Annotated in this window: 16 protein-coding genes and 1 other RNA gene; 11 read left to right on the plus strand and 6 right to left on the minus strand. The window is 73.0% G+C overall.

The window, feature by feature from the left end; genetic code table 11:
- Positions 1-171 precede the first annotated feature (171 nt).
- The 5 genes from ACFV1J_RS08220 to ACFV1J_RS08240 all read left to right on the plus strand — a co-directional run bounded on the left by ACFV1J_RS08220 (position 172) and on the right by ACFV1J_RS08240 (position 5,622).
- Positions 172-1,317, plus strand: coding sequence for a metalloprotease (locus tag ACFV1J_RS08220; protein WP_385856467.1), 1,146 nt, complete (start codon positions 172-174; stop codon positions 1,315-1,317).
- 380 nt (positions 1,318-1,697) lie between these two features.
- A complete protein-coding gene (locus tag ACFV1J_RS08225) occupies positions 1,698-2,753 on the plus strand; it encodes a chitinase (RefSeq protein ID WP_385856468.1) in 1,056 nt (351 codons plus the stop codon).
- A gap of 87 nt (positions 2,754-2,840) precedes the next feature.
- Entirely contained in the window at positions 2,841-3,440 is a 600-nt protein-coding gene (locus tag ACFV1J_RS08230; protein WP_385856469.1) for a CAP domain-containing protein, read from the plus strand.
- Positions 3,441-3,563: 123 nt separating this feature from the next.
- Entirely contained in the window at positions 3,564-4,946 is a 1,383-nt protein-coding gene (locus ACFV1J_RS08235; RefSeq protein ID WP_385856470.1) for a fibronectin type III domain-containing protein, read from the plus strand.
- A 64-nt stretch (positions 4,947-5,010) separates the two neighbouring features.
- Positions 5,011-5,622, plus strand: a complete 612-nt coding sequence (locus ACFV1J_RS08240) for a hypothetical protein (RefSeq protein ID WP_385856471.1) — start codon at positions 5,011-5,013, stop codon at positions 5,620-5,622.
- Between the two features lie 159 nt (positions 5,623-5,781).
- Here ACFV1J_RS08240 and rnpB read toward each other — a convergent pair.
- An RNA gene (rnpB, locus tag ACFV1J_RS08245) (RNase P RNA component class A) lies at positions 5,782-6,184 on the minus strand.
- A gap of 167 nt (positions 6,185-6,351) precedes the next feature.
- Between rnpB and ACFV1J_RS08250 the strand changes: the two genes are divergently transcribed.
- Both ACFV1J_RS08250 and ACFV1J_RS08255 read left to right on the plus strand, forming a co-directional pair.
- The gene (locus ACFV1J_RS08250) at positions 6,352-7,161 is read left to right on the plus strand and encodes a MerR family transcriptional regulator (RefSeq protein ID WP_385856472.1); all 810 of its coding nucleotides are present in this window, start codon (positions 6,352-6,354) and stop codon (positions 7,159-7,161) included.
- Positions 7,158-7,883, plus strand: a complete 726-nt coding sequence (locus ACFV1J_RS08255; RefSeq protein WP_385856473.1) for a hypothetical protein — start codon at positions 7,158-7,160, stop codon at positions 7,881-7,883. The genes ACFV1J_RS08250 and ACFV1J_RS08255 overlap by 4 nt, the downstream gene beginning before the upstream one ends.
- A 38-nt stretch (positions 7,884-7,921) precedes the next feature.
- Here ACFV1J_RS08255 and ACFV1J_RS08260 read toward each other — a convergent pair whose 3' ends face one another.
- Positions 7,922-9,406, minus strand: coding sequence for an RNB domain-containing ribonuclease (locus tag ACFV1J_RS08260; protein ID WP_385856474.1), 1,485 nt, complete (start codon positions 9,404-9,406; stop codon positions 7,922-7,924).
- Between the two features lie 430 nt (positions 9,407-9,836).
- Between ACFV1J_RS08260 and yaaA the strand changes: the two genes are divergently transcribed.
- Both yaaA and eda read left to right on the plus strand, forming a co-directional pair.
- Positions 9,837-10,634, plus strand: coding sequence for a peroxide stress protein YaaA (gene yaaA / locus ACFV1J_RS08265; protein ID WP_385856475.1), 798 nt, complete (start codon positions 9,837-9,839; stop codon positions 10,632-10,634).
- A gap of 107 nt (positions 10,635-10,741) precedes the next feature.
- The gene (gene eda, locus ACFV1J_RS08270) at positions 10,742-11,431 is read left to right on the plus strand and encodes a bifunctional 4-hydroxy-2-oxoglutarate aldolase/2-dehydro-3-deoxy-phosphogluconate aldolase (RefSeq protein WP_385856476.1); all 690 of its coding nucleotides are present in this window, start codon (positions 10,742-10,744) and stop codon (positions 11,429-11,431) included.
- A 37-nt stretch (positions 11,432-11,468) separates the two neighbouring features.
- Here eda and ACFV1J_RS08275 read toward each other — a convergent pair whose 3' ends face one another.
- From ACFV1J_RS08275 to ACFV1J_RS08285, 3 genes are read right to left on the minus strand one after another with little or no spacing between them, the layout of a single operon-like run.
- Positions 11,469-12,692: a bifunctional RNase H/acid phosphatase gene (locus tag ACFV1J_RS08275; protein WP_385856477.1), complete on the minus strand. Its 1,224-nt coding sequence runs from the start codon at positions 12,690-12,692 to the stop codon at positions 11,469-11,471.
- A 3-nt stretch (positions 12,693-12,695) separates the two neighbouring features.
- Positions 12,696-13,439 (minus strand): zinc ribbon domain-containing protein, encoded by a 744-nt coding sequence (locus ACFV1J_RS08280; RefSeq protein WP_385856729.1) that lies wholly within the window; start codon positions 13,437-13,439, stop codon positions 12,696-12,698.
- The gene (locus ACFV1J_RS08285) at positions 13,436-14,314 is read right to left on the minus strand and encodes a Nif3-like dinuclear metal center hexameric protein (RefSeq protein ID WP_385856478.1); all 879 of its coding nucleotides are present in this window, start codon (positions 14,312-14,314) and stop codon (positions 13,436-13,438) included. Before ACFV1J_RS08285 ends, ACFV1J_RS08280 begins: the two co-directional genes overlap by 4 nt.
- Before the next feature lie 229 nt (positions 14,315-14,543).
- Between ACFV1J_RS08285 and ACFV1J_RS08290 the strand changes: the two genes are divergently transcribed.
- Positions 14,544-15,998 carry a hypothetical protein gene (locus ACFV1J_RS08290; RefSeq protein WP_385856479.1) on the plus strand — a complete coding sequence of 485 codons (1,455 nt, stop codon included), beginning with the start codon at positions 14,544-14,546 and terminating at the stop codon, positions 15,996-15,998.
- A 98-nt stretch (positions 15,999-16,096) separates the two neighbouring features.
- Positions 16,097-16,264: a hypothetical protein gene (locus ACFV1J_RS08295; protein WP_385856480.1), complete on the plus strand. Its 168-nt coding sequence runs from the start codon at positions 16,097-16,099 to the stop codon at positions 16,262-16,264.
- Positions 16,265-16,344: 80 nt separating this feature from the next.
- Here ACFV1J_RS08295 and ACFV1J_RS08300 read toward each other — a convergent pair whose 3' ends face one another.
- Positions 16,345-17,325 (minus strand): 3-oxoacyl-ACP reductase, encoded by a 981-nt coding sequence (locus ACFV1J_RS08300; RefSeq protein WP_385856481.1) that lies wholly within the window; start codon positions 17,323-17,325, stop codon positions 16,345-16,347.
- Between the last annotated feature and the right edge of the window lie 7 nt (positions 17,326-17,332).

Below are 17,332 nucleotides of genomic sequence, written 5' to 3' on the forward strand. Positions count from 1 at the left end.
CGTCCACCAGACGACCCGGCCGTCAACGAGCGGTAGCGAGGCCCCGCCGGGGTGTGAGCCCTGGGCGGGGCCTCGCGTCATGCAGCGGCGCGACCGTCGGCGCGCCGGAGGCGTCCGGCCGTCCGTCCGTCCGGCCGGCCGTCCCGACAACGACGACCAGAGAGCCCCACCATGCGTGAAGCAATAGACCGCCTGCTCAGCAAGAAACTTCTCGTGGCAGGCTGCGGAGCCGCCCTGATTTCCGTCGCCGCCATCTCCCTTCCCCTGCTCTCCGACGGGGCCAGTGCGGCCTCCGAGAAGATCTGCCTGACCGGCTCCCTCCACTTCGACTACCGGTCGGCCGAGGACGGACCCGACAAACCGTGGAAGACCAAACCGGTACGCAACGCCAACGTCGAACTGTGGGGCCGGGAGAACGCGTTGGGCAGCGCGCGGAAACTCAACACCCGCGCCCTGCTCACCGATGTCTCCGACGGCGGCTTCCGGGCGTGTTACGCCCCCGAGACCTCACGGGCGATGGACAGGATGTGGGTCCGGGTCTCGGCGGAGAGCAGCAACCTCTGGAAGGTCACCAACGGCAAGGGAACCACCTTCACCTGGAACTCCCCCGTACAGACCGCCGTTTCGGCCAGCAGATCGTTGGGAGCCAGGAAGCCGTCATCCGGTGACATGCGCGCCTGGCACGCCTTCGACACCGCGAACGTGCTGTGGTCGCAGCGCGGCAATCCCAAGAGCAACTGCTGGAGCGCCCGCGAGACCGATGACAACGAATGCACCGAACTGACCATGCAGTGGGCCCCATCGGCACCCTCCGGCACGGTCTACGACACCCAGCACAACACCGTCCACCTGACCGGTGACGCGCCCGACTCCGAGCACACGGTGCTGCACGAGAGCGCGCACTTCCTCCAGCACAGGCTGTTCGGCGGCTGGTTCCCGCAGGTCACCCACTGCGACCGGCACTGGGTCGACAAGGCGAGTTCGGAGACCTGCGCATGGACGGAGGCCTTCGCCGACTCGGCCGCCGCGTACGTCCTGGGCGACTACCAGTACGTCGGGCCGAACGGAGTGCCCATCAGCTTCACCCACGGCCCCACGTACGACAACGGCGACACGGTCCAGGGCAACGTGGGCGGCTCCCTGCTCGACCTGTGGCGCAATGTGGACGGCGGCACCTGGAACCGCACCATCGCACTGCTGAGCACCCACCATGTCTCCACGTTCCGCGAGTACTTCACCGCCCTGAGGCCCACCGCACACCTCGCCACCGACGGCAAGGCACGCCACATCCTGCAGAACCACACCATCAACTACTGAGGACCTGCGGGACGACTTCCTGTCGCTGCTCGGGTCACCCGACATCCTTGTCACGGCCGCACAAAAATGCTGCGAAATCCGCTACGCGATCGTATCGTCTCGTTCCGTGACCTGATTCCGGGGTTTTTCAGCGGTGGCTCGGTCCGTCGCGGCAGCAGGCTGACCGCGGCGTGAAGGTGAAAGCGGATTACTGACCAGCGTGCAATCCGGAATGCAGTGGCTCGATCGCGGTGGGCGATAAAAAAAGTACTTAAGTGCGGCTGAGCACTTCCTTAAGGGCGTATTAAGTCGCCCTATTTCGCGCTGGCGGGTTCTAACGTGCACTAGCACGCAATTTTCGGCTCCATCACTCCGCTGATGAGGAAGAGGAATAACCCCCCATGAACCACCGTCATACCGTCAGTCGTAAGGGAAAGGCCGTCGCGGGTGCCTTAGCCGCCGGCGGCGTCGCCGTCGCTGTGGCCGCGCTGGTCCCGAGTGCCGCGCAGGCGAGTCTGCCCGTCGCGGGCCACGGGGCCGCCGCGAAGACGGCCCCGCGCCCAGCCGCCCGGTTCGCTCCCTACGTCGATGCCACGCTCACACCGCCGTTCGACCTGCCGGCCGTGTCGAAGGCCACCGGGGTGAAGCAGTTCAACCTCGCGTTCATCCAGCGCGGTGGCGGCTGCATCCCCGAGTGGGGCGGCAGCTCCGGCCTCGACGCCAATCCGGTGGCCGCCAAGATCGAGGAGCTGCGCCGGGCGGGAGGTGACGTACGGGTCTCCTTCGGCGGGGCCACGGGCGCCGAACTGGCCACCGCCTGCTCCGACCCCACCCAGCTCGCGGCCGCCTACCAGAAGGTCATCAGCGCCTACCACCTCACCAAGGTGGACTTCGACATCGAGGGCTTCGGCCTGCACATGCCGCAGGTCAACACCCTGCGCTCCAAGGCCCTCGCGCAGCTCCAGAAGGACAACCCCCGGCTGGACGTCACGTTCACCCTGCCGGTCCTGCCCAACGGGCTCACCCCGGACGGGGTCAAGACGCTCGCCGACGCCAAGGCGAACGGGGTCCGCATCAGCGCCGTCAACCTCATGGCCATGGACTACGGCCCTTCGTTCACCGGCAACATGGCCAGGTACGCCATGGACGCCGCCAGCGCGGCGCACGGCCAGATCCAGCGCACGCTGAGCCTGTCCGACGCGGACGCGTGGAAGGCGCTGACGATCACCCCGATGATCGGCGTCAACGACATCAAGGGCGAGGTGTTCACGCTCCAGGACGCCAAGAAGCTGGTCGCCTTCGCCAAGTCCAAGCATCTGGGCGGCTTCTCCCTGTGGTCCGCGACGCGGGACAAGCAGTGTGCCGGCGGCACCAAGGACCAGGCCGACCCCACCTGTAGCGGGGTCGAGCAGAGCGACCACGCGTTCACCAAGGTCTTCGCCTCCTACCAGGGCTGACGGGCGGGCGGGCTCCGATCCGTCCGGAGCCCGCCCTCTGCCCTCGCCCTCCCTCCCCACCACCTGACCGACGAGGGGACGTTCGTCATGCCCACAAAGCGCGCGGCTCACAAGTACCGCAAGAAACACCGCCTCCTGATCACCGTGGCCACGGCGGCCGGCGGCGTCGCCGCCACCGCCATCGGCGTCCATGCCGCGATGGCCGGCACCGAGTCCGGGCCGCAGGCCACGAAAACGACGGCCGCCGCGGCCTCGCCCGATACGCAGGCGACGGCGAGGTCCGCGCCTCGCACGAGCAAGCGCACGACGTACGTGCGCCAAGTGATCGCGCTGGTCAATTCCGAGCGGGCGAAGGCCGGTTGCTCGCCGCTCAAGAACAACGCCCGGCTGCAGAAGGCGGCCCAGCGGCATTCGGACGACATGGCGAACCGTGGTTTCTTCGACCACACCAACCCGGACGGCCTCGGTCCGGGCGAGCGCATCACCGCGGCCGGATACCAGTGGAGTTCCTACGGCGAGAACATTGCCGCCGGCCAGCGGACGCCCACCCAGGTGATGCGGACCTGGATGAACAGCACGGGCCACCGGGAGAACATTCTCGCCTGTGACTCACAGGAAATAGGAGTCGGAATTCATTTCGGTCCCGGCGGCCCCTGGTGGACGCAGGACTTCGGCACCTCGCACTGAACCGCCCCTACCGGATTCCGAATACGGGACTCAATTCCGGATTTCGAAAGCACCGGTTTGCGAAAGCGGCAGGAAACGCTACCCGACCGGCTCGCCGGTCACGCACAGTGAATGGATGTTGTCATGTCAAGAACAAGCGGCATACACAAGTACCAGCGCAAAACCCGCCTCGCCGTGATCGCGGTCGCGGCGACGGCCGGCCTCGCCGGCGGCGCGGTCACCGTCACCTCCGCCATGGCGGGCCCCGGAGCGAAGCCGGCCGCCGAGGCGTCGACCCGGACCGGCGCCTCGCACCAGGAGGACCGCCCCGCCCCGATCGCGGCGGCGCCGAAGAACGACACACGGCGCGGCATGGTCTACGACGGCCTCACTCCGGCCCCCAAGGGCGACAAGTGCGTCGGCATGTACAAGCTGTCCGAGGGCGACCTGTGCTCCCACGGGCCGGACGCGGCCCCCAAGGGCGTGGACATCACCAAGGACGCGGCCCCCGTCGTACGGAACGCCTCGGCGGCGGCGGGCTCCGGCTCCCAGGTCGTCTGCGACGGCGACGGCAAGAAGGGCAACCGCGTCCAGGTGCTGTACGTCCACGCGCCGGGGCAGGACCGGTTCGCCCAGTACCGGGCCTCCTTCAAGAAGTGGGCGGCGGACGCCGACGTCATCTACAACGAGAGCGCCAAGGAGACCGGCGGATCCCGGCACATCCGCTATGTCACCGACTCGGACTGTACGGCCTCGGTGACCAACGTCGAGGTTCCCGCCTCGGCCCTGGGCGACTTCGACGCCACCAACCAGGCGGTGACCGCGCAGGGCCACAACCGGCCGGACCGGAAGTACGTGATGTTCACCGATGCCAATCTGCTCTGCGGCATCGGGACGCTGACCGGTGACGACCGCCCCGGCAAGGACAACCGGAACAACTTCGGACCGTCCTACGCCCGCGTGGACTCCGGTTGTTGGAACGGCCATGTCGCCGCCCACGAGCTGGGGCACAACCTGGGAGCGGTGAACGACAGCGCCCCCAACAGCAGCAAGCACGGGCACTGCACCGACGAGTGGGACCTCATGTGCTACTCGGACGCCCCCGGCGTCGAGATGCGCAACGTGTGCCAGGACCGGAACCACGAAGAGCGCCTGGACTGCCACCACGACGACTACTTCAGCACCGCGCCGCAGCCCGGCAGTTACCTCGCCACGCACTGGAACACCGCCAACAGCCTGTTCCTGATCCCGGACGCGGCCAAGGGCGCCGGGACCGGCCCCGCACCGAAGGCGTCCCACCTCACCGCGAGGTCCGCCGTCCTGACGTGGAAGGCGGTCCCCTCGGCCAAGAGCTACCAGATCCGGCTCAACGGCCGCGACGCCGGCCGGAGTACGTCGACCACGCTGCGGGTGACCGGTCTGCGCGCCGGCACCAGCTACCGGGCCACCGTCTCCGTGCGGGACCGCGACGGACACACCTCCCGGCCCGGCCCCACGGTGACCTTCCGCACCCCGGCGTCCTCCTGAGCACTGATGACCGCCCCCAGGGGCCGTGCGTCAGCGTCCCCGTACCGGAAGGAGACCCCCCACCATGCGTATCCGCTGTTCCGCTCTGGCGACGGTACTGCTGACGACGGGGCTCATCGTCCTGGGCACGGCCGTGCCCGCCGCCGCCCACGGCGACACGATCGCATTCCGGATCGAGACGTCCGGCGGCGGGGACGGCCACGTACGGGCCGTCGCCACGTATGAGAACGACAAGGACCCGGTGACCGAGAAGGTCGCCGGCACCCTGAGCGCCGTCTCCTCGGAGGGACGTACGGCCGGGCCGTGGGTCCTGGTGGCCGTCCCGGGAGCCGAGGCCACCTACTCCACCCGGGAAGCACTCCCCCCGGGCCGGTGGAAGATCACCGTGGAGAGCGGCCTGCCCGACCTGGGCCACGGCGAGGGCCGGGTGACGGTCACCCCCGGCACCCACAGGCCGCCCTCGTCCGGCGACCACGACCCGTCGTCCGAGGCCGTTCCCCAGTCGGCGAAGGGCCGGACTCCGACCGCGGGCCACGACCCGTCACCCCGCAACCGGGCGGACGCCGGCGACGGCTCCCACCCGACCCGGTGGACCGCGGTATGCGCGGGCGTGGGAGGCGCCCTGGGCGCAACGGCCATCTGGTGGCACAAACGCCGCCGGCACGGGGCGCGTTGACCACAAGCACGCTGGCCCCCTACCGCCCCTGATCGAGGTGAAGACCTCCGGTCTGGTGCAGTCGCCCACGGCTGCACCAACCGGAGGTCTTCGTGTCCCACCCCAACGCACAACGGCCCCGACCAGGGCATTCCCCAGGTCGGAGCCGTAATGGCGTGGCGGACGAGTCGGCCTGTACGCCGGGTTCTGTCGCCCCCGGTCCTTGCGGGCCGGGGGGAGACGGCCATCCATCTAGGGCTGTCGTTGCCGGCAGCCTCGTGCGGTCTACCCGCGGACTCGGGCGGGCAGCCCTCGGTCGTCCGCGCAGGGGCATCGCCGATGCCCCCTCTTGACCTTGCTCCGGGTGGGGTTTACCTAGCCCTCCGAGTCACCTCGGAGGCTGGTGGTCTCTTACACCACCGTTTCACCCTTACCGGAGGCCGAAGCCTCCGGCGGTTTGCTTTCTGTGGCACTGTCCCGCGGGTCACCCCGGGTGGGTGTTACCCACCACCCTGCCCTGTGGAGCCCGGACGTTCCTCGGGAGGATCGTTGCCGATCCCCACGCGGCCGTCCGGCCGGCTCGTCCGCCGTGGCGACCATGCTACCCGGCGCGGACCCGGCCCTCGTCCCGGCACCGGGCCGGCCTCTCCTGGCGGAGTGCTTGCTGCCGGAGCACGCCTGCTTCCGGACCCCTCCTCCTGCCGGAGCGCGCTTGACCTTGTCGCAGCGGCAACGTTTCTACTGAACGGCATGAGAATCGGTGAGCTCGCAGGTCTTGTCGGCGTCAGTACCCGTGCCGTCCGCCACTACCACCACCTCGGACTGCTGCCCGAGCCGGAACGCCGGCCCAACGGCTACCGGGAGTACGGGCTGCGGGACGCGGTCGCGCTCGCCCGGCTGCGCCGGCTGACGGAACTGGGCCTCGGGCTGGAGGAGGTCCGGGACGTGCTCGCCGACGACTCCGGGCGCGAGCTGCACGAGGTGCTGGCCGAGCTGGACGCCGACCTGGCGCGCCAGGAGGAGGAGATCCGGGCGCGGCGGGGGCGGCTGGCCGCGCTGCGGCAGCAGGCGGAGGAGCACGGCGGGCTGCCCGCGGAGGGCCCGGTGTCCGACGAACTGGCCGCGGTGTTCCAGGAGATGGCCCGCATGTCGGCGGCGCTCCCCGGACCCGAGCCCGCGATGGCCGCGAAGGAACGGGAGGTGCTGGCGCTGCTGGAGGCGACGGGCGACGGGGCGGGTGAGCGGGTCGCGGGCCTGCTCGGGGACTTCACCGCGGCGCCGGGGGCGATGGCGCGGGCGTACGAGGTGTACGGGCTGCTCGACGAGCTGGCGGAGGCCGCGCCGGACGACCCGCGGGTGGAACGGGCCGCGCGGGCGCTCGCCGACTGCATTCCCGACAGCGTGGTCGCCGAGGTCGGCGGGGAGGACTGGGCGCGCGCGGCCGCCGGGGGCCGGGAGACGGGCGGCGGATTCCTGGCCGCGTACTACGCGCACTTCCCGCCCGCGCAGGCCGAGGCGATGCGCCGGGCGATCCAGCTGGTCGCGGAGCGTGCGCGGTGAGCCGGGGAGGAACGAGCACGGGACACGGGGTGGTGCGGCGGCTGCTGGCGCATGAGGGGCGGTGGCTGGCGAGTCTGGTGTGGTGGGTGGCGCGGCGACGGTTCGGGGTGGCGGCGGGCGAGCGGGCCCTGCCGTACGCGGCGGCGCAGTCGGCGCTCGTCTACGGGCTGACGTTCGTGTGCGTGGTGGAGACGGCCGGGGTGCATGCGATGCTCGGCCCCGTCCCGACGGCGCAGGCGGTGATGCTGGTCGTCGACGTCTACACGGTGCTGATGCTGCTGGGGCTGCAGGCGGCCGCGGTCACCCGTCCCCATGTGCTCGGCGCGGAGCGCCTGCTGCTCCGGGACGGCGCCCGGAGGGAGATCCGCATCCCGCTGGACCGGATCGCCTCCGTCCGGTACGACCTCCGCTTCCCGAAGGACGGGAGGGACGGGAAGGAGAGCGGGGAGGGTGGGGTGTGGGCGCTGGCCGTGGGCGGGCAGACGTCGGTGACCGTCGAGCTGAGCGGGCCGGTCGTCGGGGTGCGGCTGTCGGGGCGGCGTGACGAGGTGCGGACGGTGCGGTTCCACGCCGATGACGCACGGGGCGCGGTGGCGGCCGTACGGGCGGCGGTGGCGCCAGTGGCTGCGGTGCCGTCCGTGGCGGCCGTGGCGGATGGGCGGATCCCGGCCGCGGACGGGCCGGCCCCTGCGGAGGGCGAGCGGGCCGGGGATGCCGCGTAGCGGGAACGTGCGGGTCCGGGCCGGGGCCGGGTACGGCGTCACGCCGGGGTGAAGCGGACCGGTTCGAGGCCCGGTTCGGCCTCCCGGAGGCGGACCTGGATGCGCTGGCCGAGGGGCAGGCCGGGGCCCTCCGGGGCGGCCTCGACGGGGCCGATGACGGCCGGCTCGTAGAGGTGGACGGTGCCCCGGGTGGGGTCCTGTTCCTGGATGTCGACGACCATGGCCTCGAAGGTCTCGCCGACCCGGTCGCGCAGCAGCGCGGCCTCGACGAGGTCGACGCAGGCCCGCTCGACCTGGTTGGCGCGCTGGGTGCCGATCTCCATCTCGTGCGGCAGCCGGGGCAGCACACTGCGCACCCAGTCCGCCGGCTCGTGGCCGGCGAACGCGGCCAGGCACAGCTCGGAGGTGTAGCGGTCGACGAGCCGGCGCAGCGGTGCGGTGGCGTGCGCGTAGGGGGCCGCGACCGCGGCGTGCAGCGCCTCGGAGGCGCTGGGCGGGGTGCCGTCGAAGACGGTGTAGCCGGCGCCGCGCAGCAGGGCCGTGCACTCCAGGAGGAACGCGGCGTGCGCGGCGCGGTGCGGGTCGAGGCTACGGATCAGCGCGGAGTACGAGGTGTGGTGCGGCCAGTCGACGCCGAGCGCCCGGGCGGCCAGCCGCAGCCGGGCGACCGAGCCGTCGGGCGCGGTGGGGAGGGTCCGCAGGATGCCGGTGCCGGCGGCCAGCATCAGTTCGGCCGCGGCCATTCCGGTGAGCAGGGAGATCTGCGCGTTCCAGCCGTAGGCCGGCAGGGGCGCACGGTACTCCAGGTGGTAGCGGCCGTTCCGCTCGACGATCTCCTGCTCGGGGACGTGCAGCGAGATCGCGCCCCGGGCGACCTCCAGCTCCTCGCGCAGCAGGCCGATCTCCCGGAGCAGATCGAGCGGCTCCTCGGCCGTCCCCTCGTCGATGACCCGCTGGACGCCCGTGTAGTCGAGGCGGGCGCGGGAGCGGACCATGGCACGACGGACGGAGGTGGCGACCAGGACGCCCTCGGGGTCGAGGTCGAGCTGCCAGAGGACGGCCGGGCGGTCCTGGTCGGGCAGCAGGCTGGCGGCGCCCTCACTCAGCGCGTACGGGTAGAGCGGGATCCGCTCGTCGGGGAAGTACAGGGTGGTCACACGGTGGTGGGCCTCGGCGTCCAGCGCACCGCCCGGCGTCACGAACGAGGCGACGTCGGCGATGGCGTAGTGGATGCGGAAGCCTCCGGCGGGCCGGCGGGAGAGGAATATCGCCTGGTCGAGATCGCGGGAGCCGGGCGGGTCGATGGTGAAGAGGGGGAGGTCGGTGGCGTCGTCCAGGGCGTGCTCGGTCGCCACCGCGCCGTCGGCGGCCGGGATCCGCGGGGCCCGGGCCGCGCTGTCCGCCTCGGCCTGGGCCGTCGGCGGGAAGTGGTCCGGCAGCTCCAGATCGATCCGCAGCTCCCGCAGCGCCGCGCGCAGCGGTGCCTCGGCTGCGTCGGTCACATGCATATGGCGACGGGGCATGAAACCGAGCGTATGACTGGATGCCCGGGGTGGCGCGCCGTGCGGGGGGCGCGGGGACGCGCATCCGGCGCCCGAGGCGCGCGGGTCGATCGGGGCGCTCGGGGCGGGGAAGCGCGGGTGGCGCCCGAGGCGGGCGGGGCGATCGGGCCGGGGGGAAGCACGGGTGGCGCCCGTGGCGCGCGGGTCGATCGGGGGCGAGCGGTGCGAAGAAGCACGGGTGGCGCGCGTGGCGGGCGGGGCGATCGGGGCCAGCGGGCCGGGGCAGCGCGGGTGCCGCCCGAGGCGTGCCGGGCGATCGGGCCGAGAAGCGCACCCGGCGCGCGGTTCGGCTAGGGCGGCGCGGGTGGGTGTGGTTCTCGGGGCGGGCGGTGCAGGCCATACGCTTTCCGGGGGCCGCACCCCCGCCCGTACCGCCGTGAAGGAGAACACCGTGCTCGTGCTGTTGCCGCCGTCCGAAGGCAAGGCCCCGGGAGCGGCCGGGGCGCCGCTGGACACCGGCGCGCTGTCGTTGCCCGGGCTGACCGCCGCGCGGGAGACGGTCCTCGGTGAGCTCGTCGAACTGTGCGCGGCGGACGAGACCAAGGCCCAGGAGGTGCTCGGGCTCAGCGACGGCCTCAAGGGCGAGATCGCCAAGAACGCGGGGCTGCGGACGGCCGGCACGCGGCCGGCCGGCGAGATCTACACCGGCGTGCTCTACGACGCGCTCGGCCTGGCGTCCCTGGACGGGCCGGCCCGGGAGCTGGCCGAGCGGTCGCTGCTGGTGTTCTCCGGGCTGTGGGGCGCCGTCCGCATCACCGACCGGATTCCGTCGTACCGCTGCTCGATGGGCGTGAAGCTGCCGGGGCTCGGCGCGCTGGGCGCGTTCTGGCGGACGCCGATGGCGGAGGTGCTGCCGGCGGCGGCCGGTACCGGTCTGGTGCTGGACCTGCGGTCGGCGGCGTACGCCACGGCGTGGAAGCCCAAGGGCGAGGTCGCCGGGCGGACCGCGACGGTGCGGGTGCTGCAGTCGAAGACCGTGAACGGCGTGGAGAAGCGCACGGTGGTCAGCCACTTCAACAAGGCGACCAAGGGCCGGCTGGTCCGGGACCTGCTGTCGGCGGGCCGCCCGCCGGAGGGCCCGGCGGAGCTGGTCGAGGCGCTGCGCGAGCTGGGGTACGCGGTGGAGGCCCAGGCGCCGGCGAAGGGCGGCAAGCCGTGGGCGCTCGATGTGATCGTGACGGAGCTCTAGGTCACCTACGTCCCGGGCGGCACCGGGCAGCGCACCACCGCGCCGCCGCCGGAGGTACATTGCACCCTGCGCAACGGTCGTTGCGCAGGGTAGGTGCGAGGCGCACTATGGGCGGCGTGACTCACGCCGCCTCGTCCCGTGCCTCGTCCCCCGCGTCCGCCCCCGGTACCGGCCCCTCGGTCCCGTCGGTTCTCGGGCTCGCCCCCGTCCTCCCGGTCGTCGTGCTGGACGAGGCCGCCGACGCGGTCCCGCTCGCCCGGGCGCTGGTCGCCGGTGGGCTGCCGGCGATCGAGGTGACCCTGCGGACGCCCGCCGCGCTGGACGCCATCCGGGCGATCGCCGACGAGGTCCCGGACGCGGTGGTCGGCGCGGGCACGCTGCTCAACCCGGACCAGGTCGCCGCGGCCCGCGCGGCCGGCGCGCGTTTCCTGGTCAGCCCCGGCTGGTCGCCGCGGCTGCTGGGCGCACTGCGGGACTCCGGTCTGCCCTTCCTGCCGGGCGTCTCGACGGCCTCGGAGGTGGTGACCCTGCTGGACGAGGGCGTCACCGAGCTGAAGTTCTTCCCGGCGGAGGCGGCCGGCGGGACGGCCTACCTCACGTCGCTGGCCGCCCCGCTGCCGCAGGCCCGTTTCTGCCCGACCGGCGGGATCACCCTGGCGTCCGCTCCCGGGTACCTCGCACTGCCCAACGTCGGCTGTGTCGGCGGTACATGGATGCTGCCGGCCGACGCGCTGGCCACCAAGGACTGGGCGAGGATCGAGCGGCTGGCCCATGAGGCGGCGGCACTCCGCGGCTGATCCGCAAGGTCAGCCGCGGAGTGTGCCAGCGCGGAAGTCACCGCAGATGCGACGTCTCGTTCAGCAGCCGCAGTGAGGCGTTGCCGTCCGAGTAGTACGCGACCGCGGACAGCGAGGCGGCGGAGAGTTCCATCCGGAACAGCGACTCCGGCGGGGCGCCCAGCGCCAGCCGGACCAGGGTCTTGATCGGCGTGACGTGGGTGACCAGCAGGACGGTCTTGCCGGCGTACCGGGCCAGCAGCTTGTCGCGGGTGACCGCGACCCGGCGGGCGACCGACGCGAAGGACTCGCCGCCACCGGTGGGCGCCGCCTTGGAGGAGTGCAGCCAGGCGTCGAGGTCCTCGGGGTAGCGCTCGCGCACCTCGGCGAAGGTCAGCCCCTCCCAGGCACCGAAGTCGGTCTCGCGCAGGCCCTCTTCGAGCCGTACCTCCAGGCCGAGCCGGTCGGCGACCGCCTCGGCGGTCTCCCGGCAGCGGCGCAGCGGGGAGCTGACCACGGCCTGGATCGTGCCGCGGGCGGCCAGCGCGGCCGCGGTGGCCTGGGCCTGGCGGTGGCCGGCGGCGGAGAGTTCGGGGTCGGTGCCGCCGCTGCCGGAGAACCGCTTCTCGGGCGTCAGCGCCGTCTCGCCGTGCCGCAGCAGGACGAACGTGGCGGGTACGCCGAGGTCCGGGGCGCCCCAGCCGACCGGCGGGGCGGCCACCGCCTCGGGGGCCGCGGCGGTCTCGGCCCGCTCCGCTGCCGCCTCCGCGCGCTCCGCGGCCTCGTCGGCGGCAAGGGCGGCGGCGCTGCGGGCGGGTGCGGCGGCGGTGGCCAGCGCGGCCCGGGAGTCCCGCGGCTCCCACTGCTTGCCGATCTTCCCGGCGTCCATCGCCTCGTTGGCGAGCCGGTCGGCGTGCTTGTTCTGGGAGCGCGGGATCCACTCGTACGTGACCCGGTCGGCCGGGAAGACCGACCTGGCCTCGGCGGCCAGCGGCTTCATGTCCGGGTGCTTGATCTGCCAGCGCCCGGACATCTGCTCGACGACCAGCTTGGAGTCCATCCGGACCTGGATGCGGGCCTCCGGGTCCAGCGCGAGCGCGGCCCGCAGCCCGGCCACCAGGCCCTTGTACTCGGCGACGTTGTTGGTCGCGGTGCCGATGAACTCGGCGGCCTCGGCGAGCGCCTCGCCCGTTTCCGGGTCGAGGACGACCGCGCCGTAGCCGGCCGGCCCCGGGTTGCCCCGGGACCCGCCGTCCGCCTCGACGATCAGCGTGCGCGGCATGGCCTACAGGCCCGAGTCGGGCGTGCGGACCAGGATCCGGCCGCAGTTCTCGCAGCGCAGGACGGTGTCGGCGGCGGCCGCCCGGACGTCGTTGATCTCGGTGATGTTCAGCTCCAGGCGGCAGCCCTCGCAGCGGCGCTGGTAGAGGCGGGCCGCGCCGACGCCGCCCTCCTTGGCGCGGATGCGGTCGTAGAGCTTCAGCAGGTCGTCCGGGATGTCGGCGACGGTCAGCTCGCGCTCCTTGGTGACCGCGGCGACCTCGGCCTCGATCTCGCTGCTGGCGGCGTTGCGGCGGGCGACGGCGTCGTCGACCTTGGCCTGGATGGCCTCCACCCGGGAGGTCAGCTCGGCGACCCGTTCCTGGGCGGCCTCGCGTCGCTCCATGATCTCCAGGACGACGTCCTCCAGGTCGCCCTGGCGCTTGGCGAGCGAGGCGATCTCGTGCTGGAGGTTCTCCAGGTCCTTGGGGGAGGTGACGGCGCCGGAGTCCAGCCGCTTCTGGTCGCGGGCGGCGCGCTGGCGCACCTGGTCCACGTCCTGCTCGGCCTTGGTCTGCTCGCGGCTGGTGTCGCTCTCCTCGGTCTGCGCGGCGACGAGCAGGTCGCGCTGCTGGGTGAGGTCGGCCTCCAGGGTCTGCAGCTCCGCCAGTTCGGGGAGGTTGTCGCGCCGGTGCGCGAGCTGGGTGAGCCGGACGTCGAGGGCCTGGACGTCGAGGAGGCGGATCTGGTCGGCGGGCGCGGCGTTCAGCGGGGGGCTCCTGTGGTGTGCGTCGGGGTGAAGATCGGGGTGGACGCCGCGTGGGCGGTCCAGGGGTCGGTGACCGTACGGGAGACGTGCGTGCGCAGTCCCCAGTCGTGCCGGTCGGAGACCGCGTCGAGCTGGGCCGCGGCCTGCTCGCACCACGGCCATTCGGTGGCCCAGTGGGCCGCGTCGAGCAGCGCGGGCGGGGTGCTCCGTCCGGTGGTCTGGGTGGCCTCGGACGCCGGGTGGTGGCGCAGGTCGGCGGTGAGGAAGGCATCCACACCGGCCGCCCGGACGTCGTCGAAGAGGCTGTCGCCGGAGCCGCCGGAGACCGCGACGGTGCGGATCTCGCGGTCCGGGTCGCCGGCCGCCCGGATGCCCTGCGCGGTGGCCGGCAGGTGCGCGGCCGCGTACGAGGCGAACTCGGCCAGGGTCATCGGGTGCGGCAGCTCGCAGATCCGGCCCAGGCCGCGGCGGCCCGCCGGATCGCCGGGGTCCGGCACCAGGGGGCCGAGGACGCGCAGGTCCAGGGCGCCGGCCAGGGCGTCGGAGACCCCGGGGTCGGCGGTGTCGGCGTTGGTGTGCGCGACGTGCAGGGCGATGTCGTGCTTGATGAGCGTGTGCACGACCTTGCCCTTGAACGTCGAGGCCGCGACCGTCGTCGTCCCGCGCAGGTAGAGCGGGTGATGGGTGACGAGCAGGTCGGCGCCGAGCCGTACCGCCTCGTCGGCGACCTCCTGGACGGGGTCGACGGCGAACAGCACGCGGCGGACCTCGGCGTCCGGGTCTCCGCAGACCGTGCCGACGGCGTCCCACCCTTCGGCCCGCTCGGGAGGCCAGAGGGCGTCGAGCGCGGTGAGGACTTCAGACAGTACGGGCACGGGTGGAAGGTTACCTCCCGGGCGTGAACCCGCACCGCCGCCGCCCGCGCGCGGGCGCACCGGTGCGACCCGCCCGGGGCGGCCCCGTTGAAGCAGGAAGCACAACCACCCCGGCCGGCACCGGCGAACCGGACATCCGCCACCCTTATGCGTGAAGTGCGGCACCCCTCGTCGACCGGCCGGAACCGCGAAACCTAGCGTCGGTCTGCCGACTGGAGGTGACCACTTCATGACGATCTGCGCCACTGAGGACGCCACGGCACTGGACGGGCCGCACCGCGCGGCCCTGACGATCGCCGCCGACGGCTCGTACGCCGCCCGGCTCGCCCGGCACGACGACGCCGACCGGAGCTGGTTCCCGGAGCGCTGGACGCTGAGCGGCCCGGAGCCGTACGCGGTGCCGCTGCCCGGCAGCCAGCCCGAGGAGCCGGACAGCGAACTGCTGCCGCTGACGGACGGCCGGGTGCTGATCCTGCGCCGGGTCGCCGACCGCTTCACCCTCTCCCTGCTCTACCCGACCGGCCCCGGCACCGGCGAACTCCTGCTGGGCACCGTGGAAGCGGCGGAACTGACCCTGCTGCCGCCGACGCCGGGCGGCACCGACGCGTACGCCCTGGCGCCGGGGTGCGGGCACACCGCGCTGTGGCGGGTGCCCGGTGATGCGGGCGGGCCCGAGCGGGTCGCGGAGATCCCCGGGCGCTGTACGGGCGGCGCGTGGCTGGACCGCGGCGGGCGGCTGCTGGCCCTGGACCGGGAGCTGAACGGCCGGACCAAGACCGTGCTGGTCGATCTGGCGCGGGGCGGCGAGACCGGGCCGCTGCTGCAGATCACCGAGGAGAGCAACGACCGGCTGCTGCTGGCCGATCCGGACAGCGGGCTGCTGCTGGTCCGCTCGGACGCGCCGGGCCACGACCGGCTGGGCTGGGGCGTATTGGGCAGCCGCCTGCCGGTGCGGTTCCCGGAGTGCCTGCGGCCGGCCGATGCCGCGGTGACGCCGTTCGCCGTGCAGCCGGGGCAGATGCTGGCGCCGGAGAGCTGTGCGGTGGCGTTCCGGGTGGACGCGGCGAGCGGTACCGGGCTGGGGATCTGGCGCCCCTGGGACCGGCGGCTGCGGCAACTGCCCGTACCGGACGGGTGGTTGGCGGGGACCGGGCTGTGGACGGCGGACGGCGAACTGCTGCTGCCGTGCGCGACGGACACGGAGCCGTGCGGGCTGGCGCGGATGGCCATACCGCTGGAGCCGGTGGAGCCCAGGATGGCGGTGGGGGCGGTCGGGGCGGTGGGGACGGTCGAGGCGGTGGGGCCGACGGAACCGGTGGGGCCGACGGCATCGGTGGGGTTGGCGGAGCCGGTGGGGCCGACGGAACCGGCGGGGCCGACGGAACCGGCGGGGCCAGCAGCAGGGGCGGAGCCGGTGGGGCCGGTGGGGTCTGTACGGGCGGTGGCGGGCGGGGAGACCGTAGGTGGCGGGGGGATTGTCCCGGATGCAGCGGATGCCGACAACGGCTCCACAGCATCTGCACAACCGAAGGCCGTCCGCACGGAACCGCAGCACTCCCCCGCACATCCCCCTATGTGCAGGCCAGTTCCGCTGCAACAGGCGCCTCTCGGGGCCCGCCGGGCCCGATGGAGCGTGATTTCCCACCCCGTTAAACTTTCGGGTGGGGGCTACGCAGCCGGTTGACCGGTCACCGGTGACGCCGCTCGGGGTACGGCCTCGCAGCGGCCGGGCGGGGTCCCGACGCGTACAGCAGCAAGCGATCCGACGGAGTGACTCTTCCCATGTCCGAAGCCCGAACCGACACGACCCAGGCGCGCCCCCAGGAGGCATCCGCCCAGGCCGCCGAGGCTGCACACTCCGGCAGGCACCGTGGCCCGGCCGCCACGGAGGAGTCCGACTCCGCCGCGCACGGCCGGCACCGCCGGGACAAGCAGCCGCAGGACGCGTAGGGCTGCGGGCGCGAGGGGCCGCGGGCCGGCCGCCCCGGCCCACCACAGCGCCGCAGAAGCGGCGCCGCAGAGGCCGCGCCTCAGGAGCCGTGCTTGAGGGCCAGCACCTCGCCCGCCGCGAACGTCTCGTGCGGCGGGCGCTGTGCGTAGTAGGGCGTCAGCAGCTCGTCCAGCTCCTCGAAGGTGAAGGCCTCCTTCGCGGTGTCGAACTTGGCGGCGATCCGGGGCCGTTCGGCGATCGCGACCATGCCGCCGTGGACGACCAGCAGCTGACCGTTGACCCGGGCCGCGGCCGGTGCGGCGAGATAGCCGACGAGCGGTGCGACGTGCTCGGGGGCCAGCGGGTCGAGCCGGCCGTCGGTGGGTTCGCCGAAGCCGGCGAAGACGTCCTCGGTCATCCGGGTGCGGGCGCGCGGGCAGATCGCGTTGGCGGTCACGCCGTATTTGGCCAGCGCCAGCGCCGTGGAGGTGGTCAGGCCGACGATGCCCCCCTTGGCGGCGGCGTAGTTGGGCTGGCCGGCCGAGCCGGCGAGGAACGCCTCCGAGGAGGTGTTGATGATCCGGCCGTGCACCGGGCCGCCGGCCGCCTTGGACCGCTCGCGCCAGTGCGCCGCGGCGAAGCGGGTGGTGTTGAAGTGGCCCTTGAGGTGCACCCGGATGACCGAGTCCCATTCGTCCTCGGTCATCGAGAACACCATCCGGTCCCGGAGGATGCCCGCGTTGTTGACGAGGATGTCGAGCCGGCCGTAGGTGTCGATCGCCAACTGGACGAGTGCGCGGGCCTGTTGGTGGTCGGCGACGTCACCGACGTGGGCCAGCGCACGGCCGCCCGCCGCGCGGATCTCGGCGGCCACGTCCTCGGCGGGGCCGGCGGAGGACGCACCAGAGCCGTCGCGGCCGGGTTGTCCATAGTCGTTGACCACGACCGCCGCGCCGAGCCGGGCGAGTTCGAGGGCCTCGGCGCGCCCCAGTCCGCGGCCGGCCCCGGTGACGATCGCGGTCAGACCCTCAAGTGGCTGTGGCGGCGACTGCGGCTGTGGCTGTGGCTGTGTCTGTGCCATCTGGCGC

Source organism: Streptomyces sp. NPDC059649 (genome assembly GCF_042734445.1).
Lineage (GTDB): Bacteria > Actinomycetota > Actinomycetes > Streptomycetales > Streptomycetaceae > Streptomyces.